At 69.9% G+C, this 21,080-nt stretch carries 15 protein-coding genes; 5 read left to right on the forward strand and 10 right to left on the reverse strand.

Annotated elements, in window-relative coordinates; translation table 11 throughout:
• Positions 1-3 precede the first annotated feature (3 nt).
• Genes CACI_RS17425 through CACI_RS17435 form a run of 3 tightly spaced genes read right to left on the reverse strand, consistent with a single transcriptional unit; the run spans position 4 to position 4,136 of the window.
• Positions 4-1,746, reverse strand: coding sequence for an AMP-binding protein (locus CACI_RS17425; protein WP_015792141.1), 1,743 nt, complete (start codon positions 1,744-1,746; stop codon positions 4-6).
• Complete coding sequence (locus tag CACI_RS17430; protein ID WP_015792142.1) at positions 1,743-3,323, reverse strand: class I adenylate-forming enzyme family protein; 1,581 nt, start codon at positions 3,321-3,323, stop codon at positions 1,743-1,745. The genes CACI_RS17425 and CACI_RS17430 overlap by 4 nt, the downstream gene beginning before the upstream one ends.
• 24 nt (positions 3,324-3,347) lie before the next feature.
• Complete coding sequence (locus tag CACI_RS17435) at positions 3,348-4,136, reverse strand: tryptophan 2,3-dioxygenase family protein (RefSeq protein WP_015792143.1); 789 nt, start codon at positions 4,134-4,136, stop codon at positions 3,348-3,350.
• Positions 4,137-4,531: 395 nt separating this feature from the next.
• On the opposite strand from CACI_RS17435, the gene CACI_RS17440 reads away from it, so the two are divergent.
• Positions 4,532-5,173 (forward strand): LuxR C-terminal-related transcriptional regulator, encoded by a 642-nt coding sequence (locus tag CACI_RS17440; protein ID WP_015792144.1) that lies wholly within the window; start codon positions 4,532-4,534, stop codon positions 5,171-5,173.
• Here CACI_RS17440 and CACI_RS17445 read toward each other — a convergent pair.
• Positions 5,106-6,425 carry a tryptophan 2,3-dioxygenase gene (locus CACI_RS17445; RefSeq protein WP_049872030.1) on the reverse strand — a complete coding sequence of 440 codons (1,320 nt, stop codon included), beginning with the start codon at positions 6,423-6,425 and terminating at the stop codon, positions 5,106-5,108. The two genes, CACI_RS17440 and CACI_RS17445, sit on opposite strands and share 68 nt — an antisense overlap.
• Positions 6,426-6,617: 192 nt before the next feature.
• Positions 6,618-7,901 carry a kynureninase gene (kynU, locus tag CACI_RS17450; RefSeq protein ID WP_015792146.1) on the reverse strand — a complete coding sequence of 428 codons (1,284 nt, stop codon included), beginning with the start codon at positions 7,899-7,901 and terminating at the stop codon, positions 6,618-6,620.
• Positions 7,902-8,164: 263 nt separating this feature from the next.
• Between kynU and CACI_RS17455 the strand changes: the two genes are divergently transcribed.
• Together CACI_RS17455 and CACI_RS17460 are read left to right on the forward strand one after the other, a co-directional pair.
• A complete protein-coding gene (locus tag CACI_RS17455; RefSeq protein WP_041540301.1) occupies positions 8,165-9,043 on the forward strand; it encodes a hypothetical protein in 879 nt (292 codons plus the stop codon).
• A gap of 349 nt (positions 9,044-9,392) precedes the next feature.
• Positions 9,393-10,247 (forward strand): DMT family transporter, encoded by an 855-nt coding sequence (locus CACI_RS17460; RefSeq protein ID WP_015792148.1) that lies wholly within the window; start codon positions 9,393-9,395, stop codon positions 10,245-10,247.
• A 24-nt stretch (positions 10,248-10,271) separates the two neighbouring features.
• On the opposite strand, the gene CACI_RS52450 is transcribed toward CACI_RS17460, so the two are convergent.
• The gene (locus CACI_RS52450; RefSeq protein WP_223297561.1) at positions 10,272-10,967 is read right to left on the reverse strand and encodes a hypothetical protein; all 696 of its coding nucleotides are present in this window, start codon (positions 10,965-10,967) and stop codon (positions 10,272-10,274) included.
• Here CACI_RS52450 and CACI_RS52455 point away from each other — a divergent pair.
• Positions 10,966-11,553 carry a hypothetical protein gene (locus CACI_RS52455; protein ID WP_223297562.1) on the forward strand — a complete coding sequence of 196 codons (588 nt, stop codon included), beginning with the start codon at positions 10,966-10,968 and terminating at the stop codon, positions 11,551-11,553. The genes CACI_RS52450 and CACI_RS52455 overlap by 2 nt on opposite strands.
• Positions 11,554-11,967: 414 nt before the next feature.
• Positions 11,968-12,891, forward strand: a complete 924-nt coding sequence (locus CACI_RS17470) for a C1 family peptidase (protein WP_015792150.1) — start codon at positions 11,968-11,970, stop codon at positions 12,889-12,891.
• Positions 12,892-12,969: 78 nt separating this feature from the next.
• On the opposite strand, the gene CACI_RS17475 is transcribed toward CACI_RS17470, so the two are convergent.
• The 4 genes from CACI_RS17475 to CACI_RS17490 all read right to left on the reverse strand — a co-directional run bounded on the left by CACI_RS17475 (position 12,970) and on the right by CACI_RS17490 (position 20,944).
• Complete coding sequence (locus CACI_RS17475) at positions 12,970-14,964, reverse strand: bifunctional aldolase/short-chain dehydrogenase (protein ID WP_015792151.1); 1,995 nt, start codon at positions 14,962-14,964, stop codon at positions 12,970-12,972.
• Entirely contained in the window at positions 14,961-15,977 is a 1,017-nt protein-coding gene (gene mtnA / locus CACI_RS17480; protein ID WP_015792152.1) for an S-methyl-5-thioribose-1-phosphate isomerase, read from the reverse strand. Before mtnA ends, CACI_RS17475 begins: the two co-directional genes overlap by 4 nt.
• 165 nt (positions 15,978-16,142) lie before the next feature.
• Positions 16,143-16,421: an Imm32 family immunity protein gene (locus CACI_RS17485; RefSeq protein ID WP_015792153.1), complete on the reverse strand. Its 279-nt coding sequence runs from the start codon at positions 16,419-16,421 to the stop codon at positions 16,143-16,145.
• Positions 16,418-20,944, reverse strand: a complete 4,527-nt coding sequence (locus CACI_RS17490; RefSeq protein ID WP_015792154.1) for an RHS repeat-associated core domain-containing protein — start codon at positions 20,942-20,944, stop codon at positions 16,418-16,420. The genes CACI_RS17485 and CACI_RS17490 overlap by 4 nt, the downstream gene beginning before the upstream one ends.
• Positions 20,945-21,080: the final 136 nt, after the last annotated feature.

The raw sequence follows: 21,080 nt of genomic DNA on the forward strand, positions 1-21,080 counted from the left end.
GCCTCACCCCTTCGTCGTGTCGTCGGCAAGGCTCCGGTACAGGCCGAGCGCCCCGTGGCGCTGGACCTTGCCGGAGGTCGTGTGCGGGATCGCCGCCGTGGGCACCGGGACCACCGACACCTCGTCCAGCCCGAGCTGGTGCTTGACCTGGTCCCCGGCGACGCGGGCGAGCCGCGCGGCCTCCTGCCGGTCCAGCGCCGTCTCCCAGAGCACGACCATCCGCTCGACCTCGCCCCCGGCGGCCGCCTCGGCGGTCCACGGGATCGCGGCGCTGCGCAGGGCGCCGCTGCCGGGCTGCTCGGCGGCCAGCACGGTGCGGACGATCTCCTCGACGTCCTCGGCGTAGAAGTTCTGCCCGCGCACGGTGATCATGTCCTTGACCCGGCCGACGAGGTAGAGCTCGCCGTCGTGCACGAAGCCCAGGTCGCCGGTGCGCAGCCAGCCGTCGGCGGTGAACGGCTGCTGGTCGGCGGGCAGGTTCAGGTAGCCGCCGGTCACGGCGGGCCCGCTGAGCTGCACCTCGCCGACCCGGCCGGCGCCCGCGTGGCCCGAGCCGGGCGCGGTGCCGTCGCCGTCGGCGGTCGATATCCGAAGGCTGAGACCCGGCGCGGGCTTGCCGCAGCTGACGACCGGGCGCGCGTTGTCCGCGCCGTCCGGCAGCGGCTGCACCTCGTCGCCGCTCTGCAGCCGGTCGCGGTGCACACTCAGCGAACGCGAAGGGTTCGACAGGTCGCTGGCGGAGACGATCAGCGTCGCCTCGGCCATGCCGTAGACCGGCTCCATGGTCGCCGCGCGGAAACCGTACGGCGCAAAGGTCTCCTGGAACGCCTCGACAGTGCGCCGCTGGACCGGCTCGGCGCCGTTGCAGGCCACCCGCCACTTGGACAGGTCCAGATCCGCGGGCGGGTCCTGGCGCACCGCGGCGGTGAGCAGGTCGTAGCAGAAGTTCGGCGCCGCCATCACCGTGGCCGGGGACTTGGCGAAGTTGTCGAGCCAGACCAGCGGCCGCCGCACGAAGTCGCGCGGGCGCCACAGGCAGACCGAGTTGCCCCGAGCCAGGCTGCTGAGCACCGTGAACAGACCCATGTCGTGGAACATCGGGATCCACACGCCGAAGCAGTCCTCGTCGGTGAAGCCCAGACCGTCGGTGACCGCCGTCAGGCCGGCGGCCACGTTCGCGTGCGTCAGCGTGACGCCCTTGGGTGCGGACGTGCTGCCCGAGGTGTACTGGATCACGGCGAGCGTCGAGTGGGCCTCCGCCTCGGCGATCGCCGGCAGCTCCGAGGTCCGCTCCGTCTCGCCGGGCTCGGTGACGTTGATGAACGCCGTGTCCGCCAGGGAACCGGCGACCCGTCGGGCGATCGCCGGGCCGAGGCTGTCGTCGATGAGGATCGCGTCGAGCTCCGCGCTCTGCGCGATACGAGCCAGGTGCGCGGTGTAGGCCTCGGCGCCCACGAAGCCGACCGGCAGCGGGAGCGGCACGATCGCCGCGTCCAGCCGGAAGGCTGCCAGGGCACTGCGAACCCACGGCTCGCCGTTGTTCATCAGGACCCCGAGACGCCGCGGCGCACGCTCGGATCCGTTGCGGGCGCTGGTCTGCTCGATCACGTCGGCGGCGGTGCGCTCGGCGCGCACCAGCAGTTCGGTGAGCGGGAAGGCCGGCTGTCCCTCCTGCATCGGCAGGTGCAGCGCCCTGCTGTGCTTGGCGTTGGCGGCGGCGGTGAAGATCTGCCACAGATGGGTCACGGACTCACCCCGATCGAGGGGGCGGCGCCGGAGGCGTTCAGGCGCGAGCGCAGCAGCAGGCGGCGCACCTTGTAGGAGCCGGTGAGCGGCAGGTCCTCGAAGTTCCTGATGTACACCGGGACCGCGCCGAGGCTCGTCTCGCGCAGCGCTGTCAGCAGCCGCTCGGGGTCGAGGACCTCGCCCTCGCGGGGACAGGCCACGGCGACGGCCTCGTGCCCGCCGACCGCCTTGAGCATCACCAGCTCGATCAGCTCCGGCAGCCGGTCGAGCACCGCGTCCTCGACCTCCAGGAAGCTGTCGGTGCCCTCGGCGTGGTCCACGAGCCGGTCCAGCAGCTCCAGGGAGCCGTCCGGGTTGATCCGGCCGATGTCGCCCATCGGCCACCACTCCTGGTCCACCGGCGACTCGGCGGTGACGTAGCCGCGGAACCGGCCCAGCGTCTTGCTCTCGATGGATCCGGACTCCCCGGCGGCGACCGGCTTGCCGTCCTCGCCGACCACCTGCACCGCGGAGCCCTCGATCGGGAAGCCGACGTTGCGCGGCCGGTAGGTGGCGGCCTCCTCCCGCCGCACCAGGCGCGCGGTCACGCCGCCGGTCTCGGTCTGGCCGTAGGCCTGGATGTAGTTCGCGCCGGGCTGATCCGAACCGGCCAGCAGGGCCTTGACGGTCCGCGGGTGGATCGCGTCGAAGGTGCTGACGAACCGGCTGACCGTGCTGAACGGCCGGGACGGGTGCTCGGCGACCGGCTCCCACCGGATGAACACGTTCGGGTGCGTCTCCAGCGAGTCCGGCCGGTGCTCCAGCATCAGCTGCCTGACATGGTCCGGCCGGGCGTCGCCGACCGCCAGGATCGGCATCGCCACCTCGAGGAACGCCAGCACGATCGAGCAGGTCCGGGCGTGCACGAAGGACAGGTGCTTGGCGGAGAGCCCGACCTGGCCGAAGGCGCGGGAGGCGGCGATCTGGGAGCGGACCACGCCGTAGAGCGAAGCGGTCGAGTGCGCGGCGAGCTTGGGCACGCTGGTGGTGCCGGAGGTGTGGGTGATCACCGCCCAGTCCTGCTCGCCGCGCGGCGAGGGCCGGTGCGCCTGGCGGTCCCCGGTGGGCGCGGCCCAGGCCGGCCCGGCCGCCGCCACCGGGTTCGCGCCCTCGGTGAGGTACAGGATCTGCTTGGTCAGTCCTTGCAGCGCGGCGACCTGTCCGGCCAGCCGTGCCGCTCCGGCGGCGTCGAGGGCGAGGTAGGGCTGCTGCAGGCGCCCGGCGCACTCGACGATCTCATCGGGCTCGATGCCGACCGACAGCAGCGCCGGCAGCGCGCCGATCCGGTTCAGCGCGCAGGCCAGCGCCTGCACCTCGATGTGGTTGCGCTGGACCACGACCACGGTGTCCCCGGAGCGGATCCCGGCCGCCCAGAAGCGGTCGGCGTAGTCGTGGACGGCGCGCGCGAAGCCGGCGACGTCCAGCACCGGCTCGCCGTACCCGAGCCAGGGCTGGTCGCTCAGGAACGCGGTGTCCCCGTGCTTGGCCGCGGCGAGGTCGGGAAGGTCGCCGAGCGTGCCGGCGGGTGTGTCGCTCATCGGCTCCGATCACCTCTTCGTGTGTCAGGGTTCATATGAGGGCAGCGCGGAACGCGCCTCCCACAACTGCGGGAAGAAGCGGTGGCCGACGGTGGAGCGCAGGTAGTCCACGCCTCCGGTCCCGCCGGTGCCGGCCTGGTAGCCGATGATCCGCTCGGTCATCAGGGCGTGGCCGTGCCGCCAGCGGGCGAAGCCCTCGTCGTGCTCCAGCAGCGCCTCGATCAGCGCGCCGAGTTCGGGATCGGCGCGTCCGGCGATCACCTCGCCGAGGTCGGGCTGGCCGCGCCGGTCCAGCAGCTCCTCGAAGGCGTCGACGAGCGAGGGCTCGCGCAGCCGGGCGGTCAGCCGGACGCGCTCGGCGTCGGTGACCCGGGGACTGTTCAGGAAGCGGGGGTCCTTACGTCCGGAGACGAACTCGATCTCGCGGAACTGCACGGATTCGTACGCGCTGGAGGTACCCAGATGGGTACGCAGGATCGCGAAGTCGCCGGGGGTGATGGTGCCGACCGCACGCAGATGGGCGACCAGCACCTCCTCGCCGCGCACGACGCGGGCCAGCCGGCGGCGTGCCTCCTGCAGGGCGTTGCCGTCCATCGCCAGGCGCGCGGCGTCCAGCTCGTGCAGGATCACCTTGAACCAGAGCTCTGTGATCTGGTGCGCGGCGACGAAGAACAGCGCGTCGGGCGCCCCGGGGATCGGCTGCTGGAGCGTGAGCAGGTGGTCGATCTGGTTCAGCTCGTTGTAGCTCAGCGCCGAGACCGGTCGGGCCGGAGTGTCCGGCCCGGATTCGGTCGCAGTGGAGTGCACCGGCATGCCCGCCCCCTCCCCTTCGTCGCTTGGCCTGCGGTTTCCGCATCCTACGAAGTGATCAGCAAGGGGGAACATCCCCAAGCGGCTCCCCACAACGGTGCCCCGAACGGGTACCCCGATCAGTGCCCCCAGCGGGTCCGCGTTTTCCCTCCAGTTGTGTCGTCGAGTGCTGACAAAGCGGGGGAGAGGGGGGAACAATGGTTCGCGTTCACGGCGCGTGACCGAGCCCTCGCCCCCGCCGCGGTGCTCGCACGGCGCACCGTACGGGCCCGGCCGCCCGCCACACCGCTCCACAAGGGATGGGCCGCCTCGATGCAGAATTCCGGTAAGGAGCCCGTCATGATCGACATCGGGCCGTTCTCACACCCCCCACGCCGCTTCCGGGACACGCCTTGCGGGTGCTGATCACGGCGGGCACTGAGCTGATGCGGTCAGGGCTGTCCGCGATGCTCGGCCGGCTGCCCGGCGTGGCGCAAGTCCAGGAGTGCGCGGACGCGCGGCAGGCGGTGACGCTGGTGGAGGGCCACCGCATCGGCATCGTGGTGACCGCCCCGCCCATGCCGCACGGCGACTTCGAGGCCCTGGCCGCGGGCGCCTCCAGGAACAAGGCGCGCACCCTGGTGGTGCTGCGCGACTACGACCTGCCGCCCAACGAGGTGGTCGCGCAAGCCGTGGCCATGCCCGCGGACGGCTACCTGCTCGAATCGGAGCTGACCGCGGCCTCCCTGGCCGACACCCTGGTCCGCGTCGACCACGGCGAGGCGCCGGTCCCGGCCTCGCTGGCGCGCGGACTGCTCTCCCGCCTGCGCTCGGTGGAATCCGAGCCGATCCGGCGGCAGTTCCTGCTCACCCCACGTGAGCTGGAAGTGCTGGAACTCCTGGTCGAGGGCTTGAGCAACAAGGAGATCGCGCGCCGGCTGAGCATGTCCGAGCACGGCGTCAAACGGCACGTCGGCGCGGTGCTGGCCAAACTCAACTGCCCGAACCGGACGGTCGCGGTGGCATTCGTCCTGCAGAAGGGTCTGATGTACGTACGCTGATATCCGGAGTGCTCTTGGCGAACACCGGGATGGTGCGCACTTCCCTCAGGTAGGGCGTGCCCTCGGTGTAGCCGGTGCCCGGCCGGTCGCCGAGCATCCGTACCGCCAGGCGGTAGTGCGTCTGGCGCCATTGCAGCAGCTGCGCGGCGAAGCCTTGCAGCGCGCCGGCCATTTCGCGCCGCTCGGTGCTCGAGAGCGCGCCGGTCTGGCTGCCGAGCCAGACCGCGTCGTCCAGGTTCGGCGGGTCTTGCAGGACCCGTTCGCGCAGCTCGGGCACCGAACGGTACGCGGGGGAGTCCAGGCGGTCTCCGTCCGGGACGCGGCACAGCGATTCGACGAGCTTGTAGTTGCGCGACTGGATGGCGCTGGCGCCCTCGGTGTACTGTCGGAACTCTTGGAACGACTCGATCTGCATGGTCGCCAGGAGCGAGAAGAGCCGGAAGGATTCCTCCAGTCCCGCCTGGGCGTTGCCGACCTCTGCGACGGCCAGGCGCGGGCGTCCGATCGCCAGGGCGTTCAGGGCGGCCTGCAACCGTACGGCGAGCAGCGCGAAGCGGGTCTCGAAGGTTTGCAGGACCCTGAGGAACAGGTACTCGTCGTGGGAGGTCCATACCGGCAGGATCGACAGATCGGTGACGCGCCGCTCCTCGGGCGAGGCGTCGGCTCTGACCCGCGCGCAGATCTGCCGCGCCGCGGTGAGCGGGTCGCCCTCCGAACCTGGACGCAGCGCCGGTTCCAGGCCCTCGGCCAGGCCCAGCCGCTCCAGAGCGGGTCCCAGGGAGCGCAGCCCGAGCCGGCACCGCTTGGCTGCGACCGGCGGATCGGGACGCAGGTGCGGGAACAGGTCGGTGCGTCCGTCCAGAGCGGCCAGTTCGAAGGCGAGCGCGTCGGCGCCGAGCTGGACCAGCAGCCGGTCGTGCTGCCGTTGCGCGACGCCGCTGGTGGCGTCTTCGAGGGCTGACGCGCCGCTCTCGGGCATCGGGATCAGGCTCAGGGCCAGGTAGGTCTGGTAGTCATAGCGCTCGTCGAACTTGTCGAGCACGACGTCCAGGAAGCGCGCGAGCGCCGGGTCCGGATACGGGCTCTGCGACAGGGTGGCGCGGGCGACGTCGAGGTGCTTGAGCACGCTCGCGGCCACGAAGTGCTTGCCGGCTCTGTGGAAGGCGCCGACCACCGGCAGGTACGGGAAGTGCGCCGGGACCGGGTCCGCTGACCACGCCGCCAGATCCTGCTCCAGGCTCGGCTCGTCCATCGACATTCACATCCAGTCCGCTCACAGTCCGCCCACCGCGGCCAGGCCATCAGGAGTCAGACATGCCGGGCCGGGAGCGGCCGGGCGGGTCCGGACTGTCAGTCAACGGTGGATCTCCGGGCTCGGCCAGCCCGGTTTGGGCGCCCCGTCGGTACCGGTCGATCAGGGGCGCCGAAGCGTTCGCCGCGGGGTTCAGGTGACGGTTCCCTGGCGCAGGAATCGCTCGTCTTGCCAAGATTTTGTGGCGAGGATCTCAGCCATCGCGTCCATGGCGTCCCAGACTTCGGAGAAGCTCGTGTAGAGCGGCGTGAGCCCGAAGCGCATGTGGTCCGGGGCACGGAAGTCCCCGATGATGCCCTGCTCGATCAGCGCCTGCACGATCTGGTAGCCGTGCTCGTGCCGGAAGGTGACATGGCTGCCGCGCCGCTCGGGCTCGCGCGGCGTCGCCAGGTCCAGACCCAGTTCGTCGCCGCGCGCGATGACCAACTCGGCCAGCGCGAGGCTCTTGGCGCGCACCTGGTGCAGGTCGACGTCCTCGAACACTTCGAGGGCGGCCAGGAGCCCGGCGAAGCTGAGCATCGGCGGGGTTCCGGCCAGGAAGCGGCCCACGCCGGGCACCGGGGTGTATCCGGGCTCGAAGGCGAAGGGATCGGCGTGCCCCGACCAGCCGAGCAGCGGTTGGTCGACAGAGTCCTGATGCCGCTCGGCGGCGTAGAGAAACGCCGGGGCGCCGGGTCCGGCGTTCAGATACTTGTACGTGCAGCCGACGGCGAAGTCCACGCCGCACGCGTCGAGCTCGATCGGCATCGCGCCGGCCGAGTGGCACAGGTCCCAGATCATCAGGGCGCCGTGCCGGTGCACGAGGTCGGTGACGGCGGCCATGTCGTGCAGGCGTCCGGTGCGGTAGTCGACATGCGAGAGCAGCACGGCGGCGGTGTCCGGGCCCAGGACGGACTCCAGGTCCGGGCCGTCCCGCCCGATCAGCCGCATCTGGCTGTCGGGGACCAGCCGGCGCACGCCCTCGGTGATGTAGAGATCGGTCGGGAAGATGTCGAGCTCGGACACCAGGGTCCCGCGGGTCGGCCGCATTCGCAGGGCGCTGATCAGCACCTTGAAGATGTTGACGGACACCGAGTCGCAGATCACGGTCTGCCCGGCGGCGGCGCCGATGAGCGGCGCCACGCGCTCGCCGATGGTGTGCGGCATCGGGTACCAGTCCGCGCCGTTCCAGCTGCGGATCAGGCCCTGTCCCCACTCCTGCTCGATCATCCGCGTGACGCCGGCCATGGTGCGGCGGGGGAGTGCGCCGAGGGAGTTGCCGTCGAAGTAGACGACGCCTTCCGGCAGGACGAACTCGTCGCGGAGCGCGGCGAGGGGGTCCGCGGCGTCGAGGGCGGCGCATTCGGCGCGGCTTGTCGGCGCGGTGGCTGTGGCGGTGGTCTCGGCGGTCCTGGAAGAGGTCGCGACATCCTGCACTGGCGTACTCCGATCTCGGCTGTCAGCGGCGAGAGCAGGCCGCCGAGCGGTGATTCACAGTAGCCAGGGCGCCAGGGTTCGAATATGCCCGATCGGCGCGGCCACTCGGAGCCGTCCGCCTGGGGCCGCCGCCGGACCGAACACCGTCGGTGGAAAGCCGAGTGGATCTCAGTGGTTCCACCGTAGATGGCCGGGCGCCGCCGGTGCTGAACTGTCTCTTCCACATGCGCGGTGCTGGTGACGACGACGGAACAGGGGCGGGGATGCGGCACGGGAAGTGGGCACGCGGCGGTCGGATCGCGATGGGCTGCACGGTGGCGACGACGCTGGTAGTGGCCGTGACAGCGTGCTCGAGCGGAGGCTCCGGCAAGGCTTCGGCAGCCGCGGCGACGACCGCGAACGACACCTCCTCGAGCGCCCCGACGACCCCGCCGGCATCGACCAACACGCCGACCAATCCGCCGAGCACGACGGAATCCGCAGCGTCCACGTCCGCCTCCGTACCCACGGCGCCACCGACCAGCGTGCCCAGCACCTCGGCATCGCTGTCGCAGACCTCCGGCGCCTATCTCAAGACCCTGCTCCCGGTCTCGGGCACCGAAGCCCTGCTCAGCCTGGGACCCACACTCCCGCCGGGATGGACGGCCGCAACCGCGCGCGAGCTCGACAGCGGACCCACCCCGAAGCCACCGGCACCCTCCCTGATCGACGGCGACGACTGCACCTACCTGGTCAAACAAAGCCCCACCCTCGACCTCGCCGAAGGCCTGAGCGTGGCCAACGCCTCCGAAGGCCTGACCTCCACCACCACCTCCGCCAGCCTGATCATCTACGCCTACGCACCCGGCGACGCCGCCAAGTCCCTCGCCCAAGTCCGCCAGAACCTCGCCTCAACCTGCAACGGCTTCACCGCCATGCTGAACACCGGCGCAGTACACGTGGACGTCGCAGCGACCCCCGTCAGCAACCTCGGCGACGAAGCCCTCCTGGTCAAAATCACCCCCGACGGACCCTACGTCGACGCGGAGAACCTCGTGGTCCGCCACGGCAACGTGACGCTGTCCCTGTTCGCGAACAACGAACTTGCCCCCCTCCCGGACCTGTCCCCGGTGGCCGCGGCGCTGATCGGCGGGATGGGCTGAGGTCGGGCTGCGCTGAGAGCGCCCCGGCAGCCTCGGCAGCCGCGACAGACCTGACCGACCAGGCCGACCTGGCCGAGGCGACCGGCGCGGCGGAGTCGGCAGGCGGCAAGGCGTGGCGGGCGACAGGGCACTGCATCAGGGCGTGTCCTGCGGTCGGCTGGGCACTGCATCAGGGTGCGGCGGTCGGCACGGCATCGCATCAGGGCGTGTCCTGCAGTCGGCTGGGCACTGCATCAGGGCGTGCCGGTCGGCAGGGCACTGCATCAGGGCGTGTCCTGCAGTCCGCTGGGCACCGCATCAGGGCGTGTCCTGCGGTCGGCTCAGGCGCTCACCCGTCATGCTATGACATATGTCCATTGCGTTGGCAGTGACCGCGGCGCTTCTGGCGGCCATGGCCTTCGCTGTCGCCGCTGTGCTTCAGCAGGCTGCTGCCGCGTCGGTGCCCGAGTCGAAGTCGCTGCACCCGAGCTTGTTCGTGTCGCTGGTGCGGCGTCCGGCGTGGGTCGCGGGTGCGGTGCTGGATGTCGCTTCCTATGTGATTCAAGGCGTGGCGCTCGCGTTCGGACCTCTGGTGCTCGTCATGCCCTTGGCGTCGACCGATCTGGTGTTCGCGCTGCCGTTGCTCGCGTGGCGTGGCGGTCGGCGGCTCACGCGTGCGGAGGTGGCCGGGGCGGCATGCACCGCCGGCGGGATGGCGGCCTTCTTGGTGGCGCTGCCTTCGGTGTCCGGGATGGCGACGCCGGGGCTGGCGGACTGGATTCCGCTGTTGGCGGTCGTCGTGGTGCTCGCGGGTGTATTGCTGGCGATCGGGATCAGGGTGTCGGGCAACATCCGGACCGGTCTCTATGCTGCGGCCGCCGGATTGCTCCTGGCGCTCCTCGACGCCCTGACCAAGAGCGCGGCGGATCTGTTCCGCAACGACGGTCTGGCGGCGCTGGGGCACTGGGAGCCCTATGCGCTGATCGCCGTCGGCGGCTCCGGGCTGCTGCTGGTCCAGAGCTCCTACCAGGCCGGTTCGCTGGCGATCAGCCTGCCCGTCATCGACACCGTGGAGCCGGTCGGCTCGGTGTTGATGGGCGCGGTCGTCTTCCAGGAGCCGCTGGCCACGTCGTGGGCGCTGGCCGGTCAGGTCGCGGCGGGAGCGCTCGCGGTCGCGGGGATCGTGATCCTCAGCCGATCCACGTTGGTGCAAGCCGCCGCCTAGGCGTCACGTCCGCCCTATTTAAGCCTATTTGAGCGTCGATCCGCTGACCACCGGGTGACCGGCTCCCAGGAAGAAGATGCCGGGATAGCCCGCGGTGGAGAACTTCGCGCTGACGTTGGCCGTCAGGGCGGAGTCGCGGATGGTCAACGTCCCGGTCCGGTTGTTGCTGACGTAGAACACCGCGCCGCCGCCTTCGTTGGCGTCGTTGTGCTCGATGCGGGTGCCGGCGAGCGTCACGGTGTAGGCGTCGCCGTCGGTGTAGATGGCGCCGCCGCTGCCGCCACCGGGCGTGCCGGCCGACGCCGGGTTCGCGCCGTTGCCGATCGCCTTGTTGTAGGACATGACGCAGTTGATGACGTCCCAGGACACGCCGATACTGCTCAGCGCGCCGCCGTTCGAGCACACCCCGCCCAGCCCCGGACTCCCGCCGAAGGTGCTCCCGACGACGTAGACCGGCTGATTCTGCCACTGCTGCAACGCCCGCACCGCCGCCCCACCCAGGTCCGGCCCGGTCGAGTCACACCGATTGCCGACGAAGCGAGCATTGACGATCGCCAGCCTCCCCCCGCTGGCGAACACCGCCCCGCCCCCGCCCCCGAACGCCTGCTGCCCAGTCGAGTTCCCATCGGCGAACGTGATGTTCTGCAACGTCAGCTGAGGCTGCGACTGGTTCTGACAATGCGACGTCGTCCACGTCTGCGCCTTGTCACAAGTGTTCATGTACAAGATCCGCCGCTGCCCGCCCCCACTCAGCGTCACCTTGCCCCCGCCATCAATCACCACCCGCGCCGCACTGTTGACCACCTTCGCCGTAGCCGCCATCGTGATCACCACCGGCGCCGACCCACACGAAAAGGTGATCACCCCACCCTTGGCAACCGCCGCCACCACAGCAGCCGACGTACAACTCCCCACGCTCCCATCACCGACAACAGTCGTGGGACGCGACACATCAACCGCCCGCCCCGCCGCCGGAACCGCCGCATGCCCATTCGGATTCCCGAACGACGCCACCGACGGCGGCGAAGATGCCGACGCGGACGAAGACGCCGACGATGACGGCGCCGACGATGACGAAGTCCCCTTACCCGCAGCACTCGTCGACGCCGCCGCCGAGGAAGACGACGCCGCACTCGACGAAGCACCCGACGAAGCACCACCCGCCGCCGAACTCGCCGCCACCCCACCCCGCGCATCGTCAGACGACCCAGAACCGCAGGCCGCAACACTCATCGCCAAGGCAACGACGGCAACCGCAAGAGGCATTCGAAAACGTGCTCGCTTGGTGGACACCCGCAGAGACTAGCGTCCGCTGCTTGATCGTCCGGCTACTTGGCTGAACCTAGGGTCACCCTTGCCCCTCTCCGCCCCGACACTCGTCGCACCCTATGGGCCCTTTGCGAAAGTTTTGCCACAGCGCGTGGCGGGCTCTTATTGAATGGGTGACAGGGGCTTGCTACGTTCCTTGGTAGTACATGCCCCCCGCAGTCGCGGGCCGGACCGCAGCCGGCCGCCGCTGGGATTCGGGGGTTCTGGGGTCGCGCCGTTTGGCGCTCCGTCATCGCCTTCTTTTCGCTGGTCTTTTTGGCGTGCGCCTTGTTGGGGTTCGTGTGTCAAGGGTTGATCAGTGTTCTGTTGGTGTGGTGTGGGATCTGCGGGCCACGCTGCCGATTCCGGCGTACTTGAGTCATGCCACCGTCTCGTATCGCAAGGAGTCGTCATGCACCACGGAAAGACCGTCGGGATCGCCGCGGCGTTCGCCACCGCTGCCGCGCTCACCGGCGTTGCGGCCGCGCCCGCCTCCGCCTCCGCCGAGCAGTCGGGCGCGACGCACCACCGGCACTTCGCCACCGGCTTGAACATCGCCCAGGCGCGGGCTGCTGAGCGCGCGGGGATGGCCGCGCAGTCGGGGCACTCCGCTCAGCTCGTGCAGTTGCGGGGTCTGCGGACGGCCGATGGCCTGCGGGCCGATGTGCCGGACAGCGCCAGTCTGCAGCAGTACGCGCTGTCGCCGGGGGACCAGGGGCAGGTCGGGTCCTGCGTGACGTGGGCCACCGGGTACAGCGCCTACGGGATCCTGATGAACGAGCAGGGGATCTCGGGGGACCCGATGGCGCCGATGTACATCTACGCTCAGATCGCGCAGGGCAACGATGAGGGCACCAACGGGGACGTCGCCCTGGGCATGGAGCAGGACCAGGGCATCGACACCAACTCCGACTACTACCAGGGCAGCTTCGACTACACCACCCAGCCGGACGCCAACGAGCGCGCGAACGCCGCGCACTACAAGCTCTCCGGCTACCAGACGCTGCCGGTCGGCGGCGGGTCTGAGGACGCCATCAAGTCCGCGATATCTCAGGGCCTGCCGGTGTCGGTGGGCTTCAACGTCCGCCAGAGTTTCATGGACCTCAGCGCCCAGGACGCCTCGAACTACAGCTACCAGCCCGGCGACGACAGCAGCGACCCCGTCGTCGGCGGCCACGAGGTGGCGGTGATCGCCTACACCGACCAGGGCGTCACCATCGAGAACAGCTGGGGCTCCAGCTGGGCGGCCGACGGCTACGTGACCGTCCCGTGGAGCTTCTTCAGCACCGGCGACGTGGACGAGCTCTACGCCGTCGGCAAGCTCACCCAAGGCTGAGCAGGTGAGCACCTGAGTCAGCATCCTGACCCGCTGCGGCCGGCGCGCTCACCCAGCGAGCCCGGCCGCAGCGGGCCTTCAGATGATCCGGTCGCTCCCGCCGTCGACGGGGATCTGCGCGCCGGTCGTCGCCCGGAACGACGGACCGCAGACGTCTGCGACCACGGCGCCGACCACCTCGCTCGTCACTTCCGTGCGCAGCAGGTTGCGTCGCTTGTACTGCTCCACGGTCATGCCGTAGTGCGCGGCGCGGGCCTCGATGATCTCCGGCGTCCACAAGCCGGTGTCGAAAACGGCGTCGGGATGCACGACGTTGACCCGGATGCCGTCGCCAGCCCATTCCAGAGCCGCCACGCGCGCGAGTTGCGTCGCAGCAGCCTTCGATGCCGAGTAGGCGGCGGCTCCAGGACCAGGCGCCGCAGTGTTCTTCGACCCTATGAGCACGACACGTCCGTACCGAGGAGCGAGCTTGAGCAAGCCGTGAACCTGTGACAGCAAAGCGGCAAACGCCTCGGTGTTCACCGACAACGTGCCGTGCCACTGCTGCGGATCGAAATCGCTCATCGCCCGGCTGGGACCGAAGACGCCAGCGGAGGCGATCAGCATGTCGATCCCGCCGAAGCGGTCCACAGCCTGAGCGATCGCGTCCTTGACGGCGCCGGAGTCGGTGACGTCCGTGACGACGCCGAGGTAATCCGGCGCCGGCGCGATCGACGTCACCGCGTCCTCGACATCCAACCCGACGACGGCAGCGCCCCGCGCCACGAGCGCCTTCACGCACGCCCGCCCGATCCCCGAAGCCGCGCCGGTCACCAGCGCCACCTCGCCGGCGAACTCCGGCGTGCCACCGGCGCGCCGCAGCTTCGCCTGCTCGAGCTCCCAGTACTCGACGGAGAACACGTCCGCCGCAGACAGCGCGCGATACCCGCCCAACTCCTCCGCGCGCTCGACGATGCCGATTGTGTGCCGGTAGATGTCAGCGGCGATACCCGCGTCCTTCGGACGCCGGCCGAACGCGACCAGCCCGAGATCGCGGTCTAGCGCGATGCGCGGCGCCGGATCGACCATCGTCGTCGGCGGATCGGCGTCAGGCGACTCCTGGGACTCGTAATAAGCGACGTACTCCTTCGCGTACGCATCCACATCGCGCCCGGTCATCGGCAAGCGCTTGGTGCGGATGACGTGGTCCGGCGTCGCAGGGCCCTGCTGAGACACGGTCGCCAGATCCGGGCGATAGCAGAACTCCGCACTAGCCGCATCCGCCGAACGCGTGGCGATCATCGGCACGCCCGCCACCCGCGAAACCGCCTGCCGCAGCGATGCCACGTCAAGGATGTCCGGCGCAGTAGTCTCCGAAGGCGAAGCCTGCATCGTCGGCGTCGGCGTCGACCTCGCTGCCCGCGTACGCTCGGCGATGTACTGCTCAGCCCGCCCCACGACCTCGATCATCCGATCGTAGGCAGCGCGCGCCGACTCTCCGTACGTGAAAACGCCGTGCCGCAACAGAATCATCGTCTGCGGCAACGCATCACCGCGACCACGAAGCTGATCGCGACAGTACTTCGCCAGATCGAACCCCGGCATGACGTAGGGCACTGCGATGTGGTCCTCGCCCAACGCCTCGCGAATGCGCGCCTCGCCATCGTCGAGATTCGTGAGCGTGAGGACCGCGTCAGCGTGAGTGTGCAGCACGAACGTGTCCGGGATGAGCGCATGCAACAGCGTCTCCACCGACGGATCCGGCGCGCTCGCGTCCAGCAACGCACACCGCAGCTCGTTCATCATGGCGCTATCGGACAGCGACTCGGCCTCAAGAATCTCGCGCAGCCGCGCCAGCCGAAGCGGCGCGAACCCAGGACGCTGGATGGTCGCCAGGTCCCACCCGCTCCCCTTCACCTGAAGCGAGTCGACATCCCGGCCCAAAGCGTCCCGCGAGACCGTCTTGACCGAAGTGTTCCCGCCACCGTGCAGCACCAAGTCCGGGTCGGCGCCCAACAGACGGCTGACATAAACACACTGATCTAAGAGGTCTCCATCAGCCGGAGCCTCGTTCTCATCCCAGCGGTTCCTCATCGGGCGCGACCCGCCACCGCCCCTTGCGGCCGCATGACTCTGGCCTCGGTCACCACAGCCGTGATCAGCTCTGCGGGCGTCACATCGAACGCCGGATTGAACGCCTCTGTCGCCTCCGGCGCGACCGGCATCCCCAGCACCCGCCGCACCTCGTCGGCGTCGCGCTCCTCGACCTCGATCAGCTTCCCGTCTCCCATGCTCTCGTCCACCGTGGACTCCGGCGCGACGACCACGATCGGGATGCCGTGGTACGCGGCGCTCACCGCCAAGCCATACGTGCCGATCTTGTTCGCGACGTCGCCGTTCGCGGTGATCCGGTCCGCGCCGACCACCACGCAGTCGACCAGCCCGCGTCCCATCAGCGACGCCGCCGCCGAGTCCACGCACAGCCGGTGCGGAATGCCGGCCTTCCCCAGTTCCCAACTCGTCAACCGGGCGCCCTGCAACAGCGGCCGCGTCTCGTCCACGATCACGAACTCGACCAGCTTCCGCTCGGCGAGTTCGAACACCGCGCCCAACGCCGTCCCGCGCAGCCCGGCGGTCGCCAGCGCGCCGGCATTGCAGTGTGTGAGCAGGCGCAGGGGGCGGTCCGGACACAGCCCGACGATCACATCGGCGGCGTTGACAGTGGCCTGATGGTTCATCCGGTCGTCCTCGTCCATCACCCGCAGCGCCGCGGCGAGCACGGCGTCCGGGCCGTCGCTCAGCGCGGCGAGCGCCTGATCGACGCCCCACCTGAGGTTGACGGCGGTGGGGCGGGCCGAGGCGAGGCGCTCGGCCTCCGCGCGTACGGCGGCCTCGTCGACCCGGCCGTCGGCGTCATGCGTGCGCGCCGCGATCGCCACGCCGAACGCCCCGGCGACGCCCAAAGCGGGCGCGCCGCGGATCGCCAGCCGCTTGATCGCCTCGACCACCTCATCGACGGTGCGCAGGCGCAAGATGTCTTCGCGGTGGGGCAGCGCGCACTGATCGATCGTGACCAGCGCGCCGTCTTCCCAGTCGAGCGTCCGCATCCGACAGGCCCTCCAGATGTGCCGAGATGTGCCGACAAGCACGCGACGCCGCCCGGGCGGCCTGGATTTTCACGGTAACGGACGCGCTGGTGCCGCACTAGCTCCGACACCCGGCGCCGCCCGTTCGCCGTTCACCGTGCGCACTGTGCGCGCCCGACCCCGCGATCAATCCTGCTCGGACGCCCGCTCGATGATCAGATCGCCGGAGCCCGGCTCCAGCTCGACCGAGTCCGTCAGGTGCAGGTGGCTGCCCGCCGGTACCGCCGCCTGGGCCAGCGTCAGGCAGTGCTGGGCCAGGGACACCAGGCCGGCGCTGTTGGCGCGGATGACGACCTCGCCGTCCGAGGCGTCGACCTCGATGCGGAACCCCTCCGCCCAAGCGAAGCGCAGTGCCCCGCCTGGCTCGTAGTCCGGGACCGTCAGTTGCCGCTCTGGCTCTGTCATTGGATGCATCCGTTTGTGAAGTAGACGTGGTCGTTCTGGGTGACCGACATCCTGCCGGTCTTGGGGTCCGGTTCCATGTATTCGAAGTTGCAGTGCGGGCCGCCGCCGTGTTTGCCGAGGATATCGCTGTCGCCCATGCGGAAGACGCGGCTGCCGTCCGACGACACGAAGCGTCCGCTGCCCGCCTTCGGCTCGCCGTAGCCCGGGCCGAGCCAGTCCTCGCCGGCCTTGAGCATGTCGTCGACGTTGAGTTCCTGGTTGTTGCCGGGCGTGCTGTACCCGCCGGCGGAGAACGGCGGCGACGGGACGCGCGCGCCGGAGGCCAGACCGAGCGGGTCGACCATGGTCAGCGGGTTCGGGACGTAGGCGTGGTCGTTGAGCGCCGGCGCCAAGCCCAGCGGGTCAGGGGTCAGATACGCCGCGATCGCCGGGTCGTAGTACCGCTGCACGTTGTAGTGCAGGCCGGTCTCGGCGTCGAAGTACTGCCCGGCGAAGCGCAGCGGGCATTCGAGGTCTGGGTCGCCGCCGGTCGCCACGGCGACGGACTGCCCGTACAAATCGGTGTTCTGATACCACGCGACCCGGCCGTCGGGGGTGACGAGCTCGGTGGGCATGCCGACCAAGTTGGTGACGATCGCGTGGAACATCTCATCGACCCGCTCCTGCGCGGCCTCCGCCGCCCACGACCGCCGCCGCTGCGCCACCGGCAGTCCGGTGTCCGGGTCGTAGTCCCACGTCACCGTGGTCGTCCGGCCCGCGGCGTCGAGGCTGTGCTGCTCGATCAGGCGCGGTCCGTCCCAGGCGAACTCGACACGCTCGGCCTCGGTGCCGTCGGCCAGGACGTGCTGCTTGGCGAGGCGCCGGCCGAGCGGATCGTAGCGGTAGTGCCACGCCGAGCCGTCGGGCAGGACGGCTTGCTTGAGCCGGCCGTCGGCGTCCCAGGCGAAGGTCTGGATGCGGACCTGGCCGGACAGCGTCTGCTTGCGGATCCGGACGACCCGCCCGGCCGCGTCGTAGTCGTAGTGGACGTGCCCCGCGCGAAGCACACGCGTGCCGCGTACGTCGCGACCGCCGATGCTGTCGGTCGACAGCGCACTGGCGGCCTGCACGATGTTGCCGAATCCGTCGTAGGAGTACGACTCGCCGCCGCCGTGCGGACCCCGGACCTCGGAGATCCTTCCTCGCGGGTCGGCGATGTACTCCTGCGTCCCGCGCAGGGAATCGGTCACCGCGGCCGGGACGCCGTCGGCGTGATAGGCGTAGGAGCGGCTCAGAGAAGGATCGATCCGTTCGGTGGCGATCCGTTCGGTGGCGATCCGCTCCGTGGCGATCCGACCGGCGGCGTCGAAGGCGCGGGACAACACCGCGCCCCCGATCCCCAGCGCCCGGCTGACTTCCCGACCGCCGAGGTCGTACCCGATGTGCTGCTCGACGTCACCCGCGGCGAAGACCACGGCGCGACCCGTGGCGTCGTACCGCCACGACGACTCGGCGCCGGCCGGAGTGACGCGGGCGACGCGCCGTCCCAGGGCGTCGTATCCGGAGCGTGTCGTACGGCCGTCGATCGTCTCCGCCACCACCCTGCCGACGGCGTCGTAGGCGAATTCGAGCCGCGAACCGGCGCCGGAGGCGGACAGCATCCGGCCGTTCGCGTCGTAGCCGTAGGTGTATTCGGCGTCCACGGTCTGCCGCCCGACGACCCGGCCCAACGGGTCGCGCTGGAAGACCATCCGCTGACCGAGCGCGTCGACGGACTCGGCGAGCCAGCCGTCCGCGTCATAGGAGTAGGCGAGGCTGCGGTCGTTGTAATCCGTCTCCTGGACCAGATTCCCGCTCTGGTCGTAGGTGTAGGACCACTGGACCTGCCCGGGACCGGTGACCGACACCACCTGCATCTCGGTGTCGTACCGGTACTCGAACCGGGTGGCGTCGGCCTCGATCCGCGCCGCCACCTTGCCGAACGGACCGACTTCGTAGCGCGTGACGGCGCCGAGCTGGTCGGTATACGCCACGAGGTTCCCGTCGGCGTCGGTCTCCCACGCCTCCCGCGAACCGTCGGGCCTGACACGGGAGCGCAGCCCGCCCTCGACGCTCCATGCATACCGCGTCACGCCGCCGTCCGGCGCCGTCACGGCGACGACCCGGCCGAACGCGTCGCGCTCGATCCGGTGCACCGAGCCGTCGGGCCCGGTCACCGAGACAGTCTGTCCCGCCGCGTCGACCTCGTAGGCGGTGCGGTCGCCGGCGTCATCGGTGATCGACACCAGCGCGCCCAGGCTGTCGTAGCCGAACTCGGTGCGCGCGTCGAGCGGATCGAGCTGCACGATGACGTTCCCGGCGGCGTCGTGCTCCTGCCGCCAGCACGTGCCGTCGGCCTGGACCACCGAGGTGGGGGAATTCAGGGCATTGAATTCCGCGCTGAGCGTCGTGCCGTCCGGACGCTGGACGCGGATCGTGTTCCCGGCCGCGTCGCGGTCGAAGACCGTCGTCATCCCGCGCCGGTCGGTGCCGCGCAGCCGGCGGCCGTAGGCGTCGTCGAGGAAGACCAGAGCGGCGCCGGACGCCTCGACGGCCCGATCCAGGTGGCCATTCAGGTCGTAGTGATAGGTCTTGGCGCGGTTGAGCGAGTCCGTGAAGACCGTTGTTCGGGCAGCCGGATCGTAGGCGAAATCGCCCGACAGATAGCCGTCTGCGCCGACGCCGCGCACCACTCGGCCGTTGGTGTCGTACTCGTAGGAGTAACGGAAGCCGGAACGATCGACCCACGCCGTGATCCGGTGGAAATCATCCCACTGATACGTGTACGGCATCCCGGAGGAGTTGACGACTCCGGTCAGCCGACCGTGCTCGTCGTACTCGTACCGCTTGACGACGACGCCTTGCTCGCTGCCGTCCAGGAGGCGGATCGCGGCGACGCGCGGACCGTTCGTGGTCGCCACGGCGTCGATGGCGAGCCGGTAGCCGTTGTGCTCGACACCGGTCGGCGTCCCTTCCGGGTCGCGCACGATGTCGATCCGGTTGGCGTTGCGATCGCTGATGCGGACGACGTCGCGGATCTGGCCGTCGGGGCTCCCGAAGTGCACGACCGGGAAGTGCCGTATCAGGCCGCTGCGAGGATCGGTGACACGGATCTCGTCCGCGGCGCGGTCCCAGATGAGCGGCCAGCGCGCGCCTCGGGACGGAAGCACTTCCTCCTCACCGGCCGGCAGGGGGTAGTGCAACGTCTGACCGTCGTCGCCGGCGAGGTGGATGCCCGCGGCGTTGACCGACAGCCGCTGGTCGAGGGTCGAGGACCAGCCGGGACCGAACAGGCGTCCGGTGCGGTAGCCGGAGGCGTAGGCGCGGCGCAGCACGATCGGCAGCACGCCGGGCAGTTCCAGATCCGTCTCCAGCGCGACCATCTGGCCCGAGACCAGGTCCACGGGGTCGCCGCCGGTGTTGGCGTTGCTGACGCCGTCGCCTTCGAGCGCGTCGTCGCCGACCCCGCCGGGCGATTCGCCCTCCCCAGTCGGTACATCGGCTCCGCCGCCCTCCGCCGCGTCGCCGAGCGCGCCGCCCTCGCCTTCGAGAGCGCCGGCTTCCCCTTCCAGGGCACCGGCTTCGCCTTCGAGGTCTTCGGCTCCCGAACCCAGGGCTCGGCCGCCGACGAAGGTCAGGGCGACCATGCCGGCGCCGAGCAGCGCATCGCCCCAGTGCCCTTGCATGGCGTCCCCGATAGCGCCGACGGCCGTGCCGGCGATGGCGATGATGTTGTCGGCTTCGGCGATGGCTGCCGTGACGACGTCGACACCGGGGATCCAGGAGGTCGCCAAGGCGATGATGTCCAGGATCGGGGCGAGCTCGCCGGCGATTTTGCCGATCTCGCCGCCCCACTTGGACAGGTCCTCGCCGACGTGCTGCCACCAGGACTTGTTGTGGATGCCGTCGGATTGGGCGTGATGCAGGGCACTGCCACAGGTTTTGGCGGCGTTGATGCGGTCGTTGTAGGCGTCGTTGGCTTGCTTGGTCAACGACGCCATATGCGCCTTGGCGTTGTTCAGGTTGGTCTGTGCGGTGTCATGCGCGGTCTGCGCGTCGGTGACCGCTTGGGGGTTAGGGGTTGTGGCGTGGTTCTGCTGCGCGGTCTTCAGATCCGTCGCTGCGGTGTTGGCGTTGGTGGTGGCACGCTGCAGATCAGCATGCGCGTCTTGAGCTTGACGCAAGGCGGCGTCGGCTTTGGTCTGTGCGGCCTGAAGCAGCGGCGCATACGCCGACAACGCATCAGAGGCTTCGCTGTACGAGGTGTACAGCTTCTGTAGACGACCGGGCAGCGGACCGTATTTGCCCTTGAACGCATCAGCAGTCTGACCCACCCACGTCAGCGCCGTCGCATCCGAACCGAACGAGTTCAGGCTGTGATACGCCGCTTCCACATCGTGGGCGAAGTCCCCGAACTCCTTCGCCAACGCCTGCACCGATTCCACCACACCAGGTGTCGGATCCCCATCCAACCCCAGAACATCCCACCCCGTTGGACGTGCCATCCCCCGTGTCCCCCTATCAAGACGCTGTTCGAACCCCCGCCGCCTCGTCCCAGCTGAGGCAGGACTCTGAGTTTACAGGTGGACGAGTTTATAGCTGGACGCTTATCGCGCTACGCCTGTAGCCTCACTAGGGCTA

Source organism: Catenulispora acidiphila DSM 44928 (assembly GCF_000024025.1).
GTDB lineage: Bacteria > Actinomycetota > Actinomycetes > Streptomycetales > Catenulisporaceae > Catenulispora > Catenulispora acidiphila.

Coding starts and splice junctions, on each gene's coding strand:
- CACI_RS17430 (WP_015792142.1), bottom strand. CDS start 3,323: ATGAGCGACACACCCGCCGGCACGCTCGGCGACCTTCCCGACCTCGCC.
- CACI_RS17435 (WP_015792143.1), bottom strand. CDS start 4,136: ATGCCGGTGCACTCCACTGCGACCGAATCCGGGCCGGACACTCCGGCC.
- CACI_RS17445 (WP_049872030.1), bottom strand. CDS start 6,425: ATGGACGAGCCGAGCCTGGAGCAGGATCTGGCGGCGTGGTCAGCGGAC.
- CACI_RS17455 (WP_041540301.1), top strand. CDS start 8,165: ATGCGGCACGGGAAGTGGGCACGCGGCGGTCGGATCGCGATGGGCTGC.
- CACI_RS17460 (WP_015792148.1), top strand. CDS start 9,393: ATGTCCATTGCGTTGGCAGTGACCGCGGCGCTTCTGGCGGCCATGGCC.
- CACI_RS52455 (WP_223297562.1), top strand. CDS start 10,966: ATGTACAAGATCCGCCGCTGCCCGCCCCCACTCAGCGTCACCTTGCCC.
- CACI_RS52450 (WP_223297561.1), bottom strand. CDS start 10,967: ATGAACACTTGTGACAAGGCGCAGACGTGGACGACGTCGCATTGTCAG.
- CACI_RS17470 (WP_015792150.1), top strand. CDS start 11,968: ATGCACCACGGAAAGACCGTCGGGATCGCCGCGGCGTTCGCCACCGCT.
- CACI_RS17475 (WP_015792151.1), bottom strand. CDS start 14,964: ATGAGGAACCGCTGGGATGAGAACGAGGCTCCGGCTGATGGAGACCTC.
- mtnA (WP_015792152.1), bottom strand. CDS start 15,977: ATGCGGACGCTCGACTGGGAAGACGGCGCGCTGGTCACGATCGATCAG.
- CACI_RS17485 (WP_015792153.1), bottom strand. CDS start 16,421: ATGACAGAGCCAGAGCGGCAACTGACGGTCCCGGACTACGAGCCAGGC.
- CACI_RS17490 (WP_015792154.1), bottom strand. CDS start 20,944: ATGGCACGTCCAACGGGGTGGGATGTTCTGGGGTTGGATGGGGATCCG.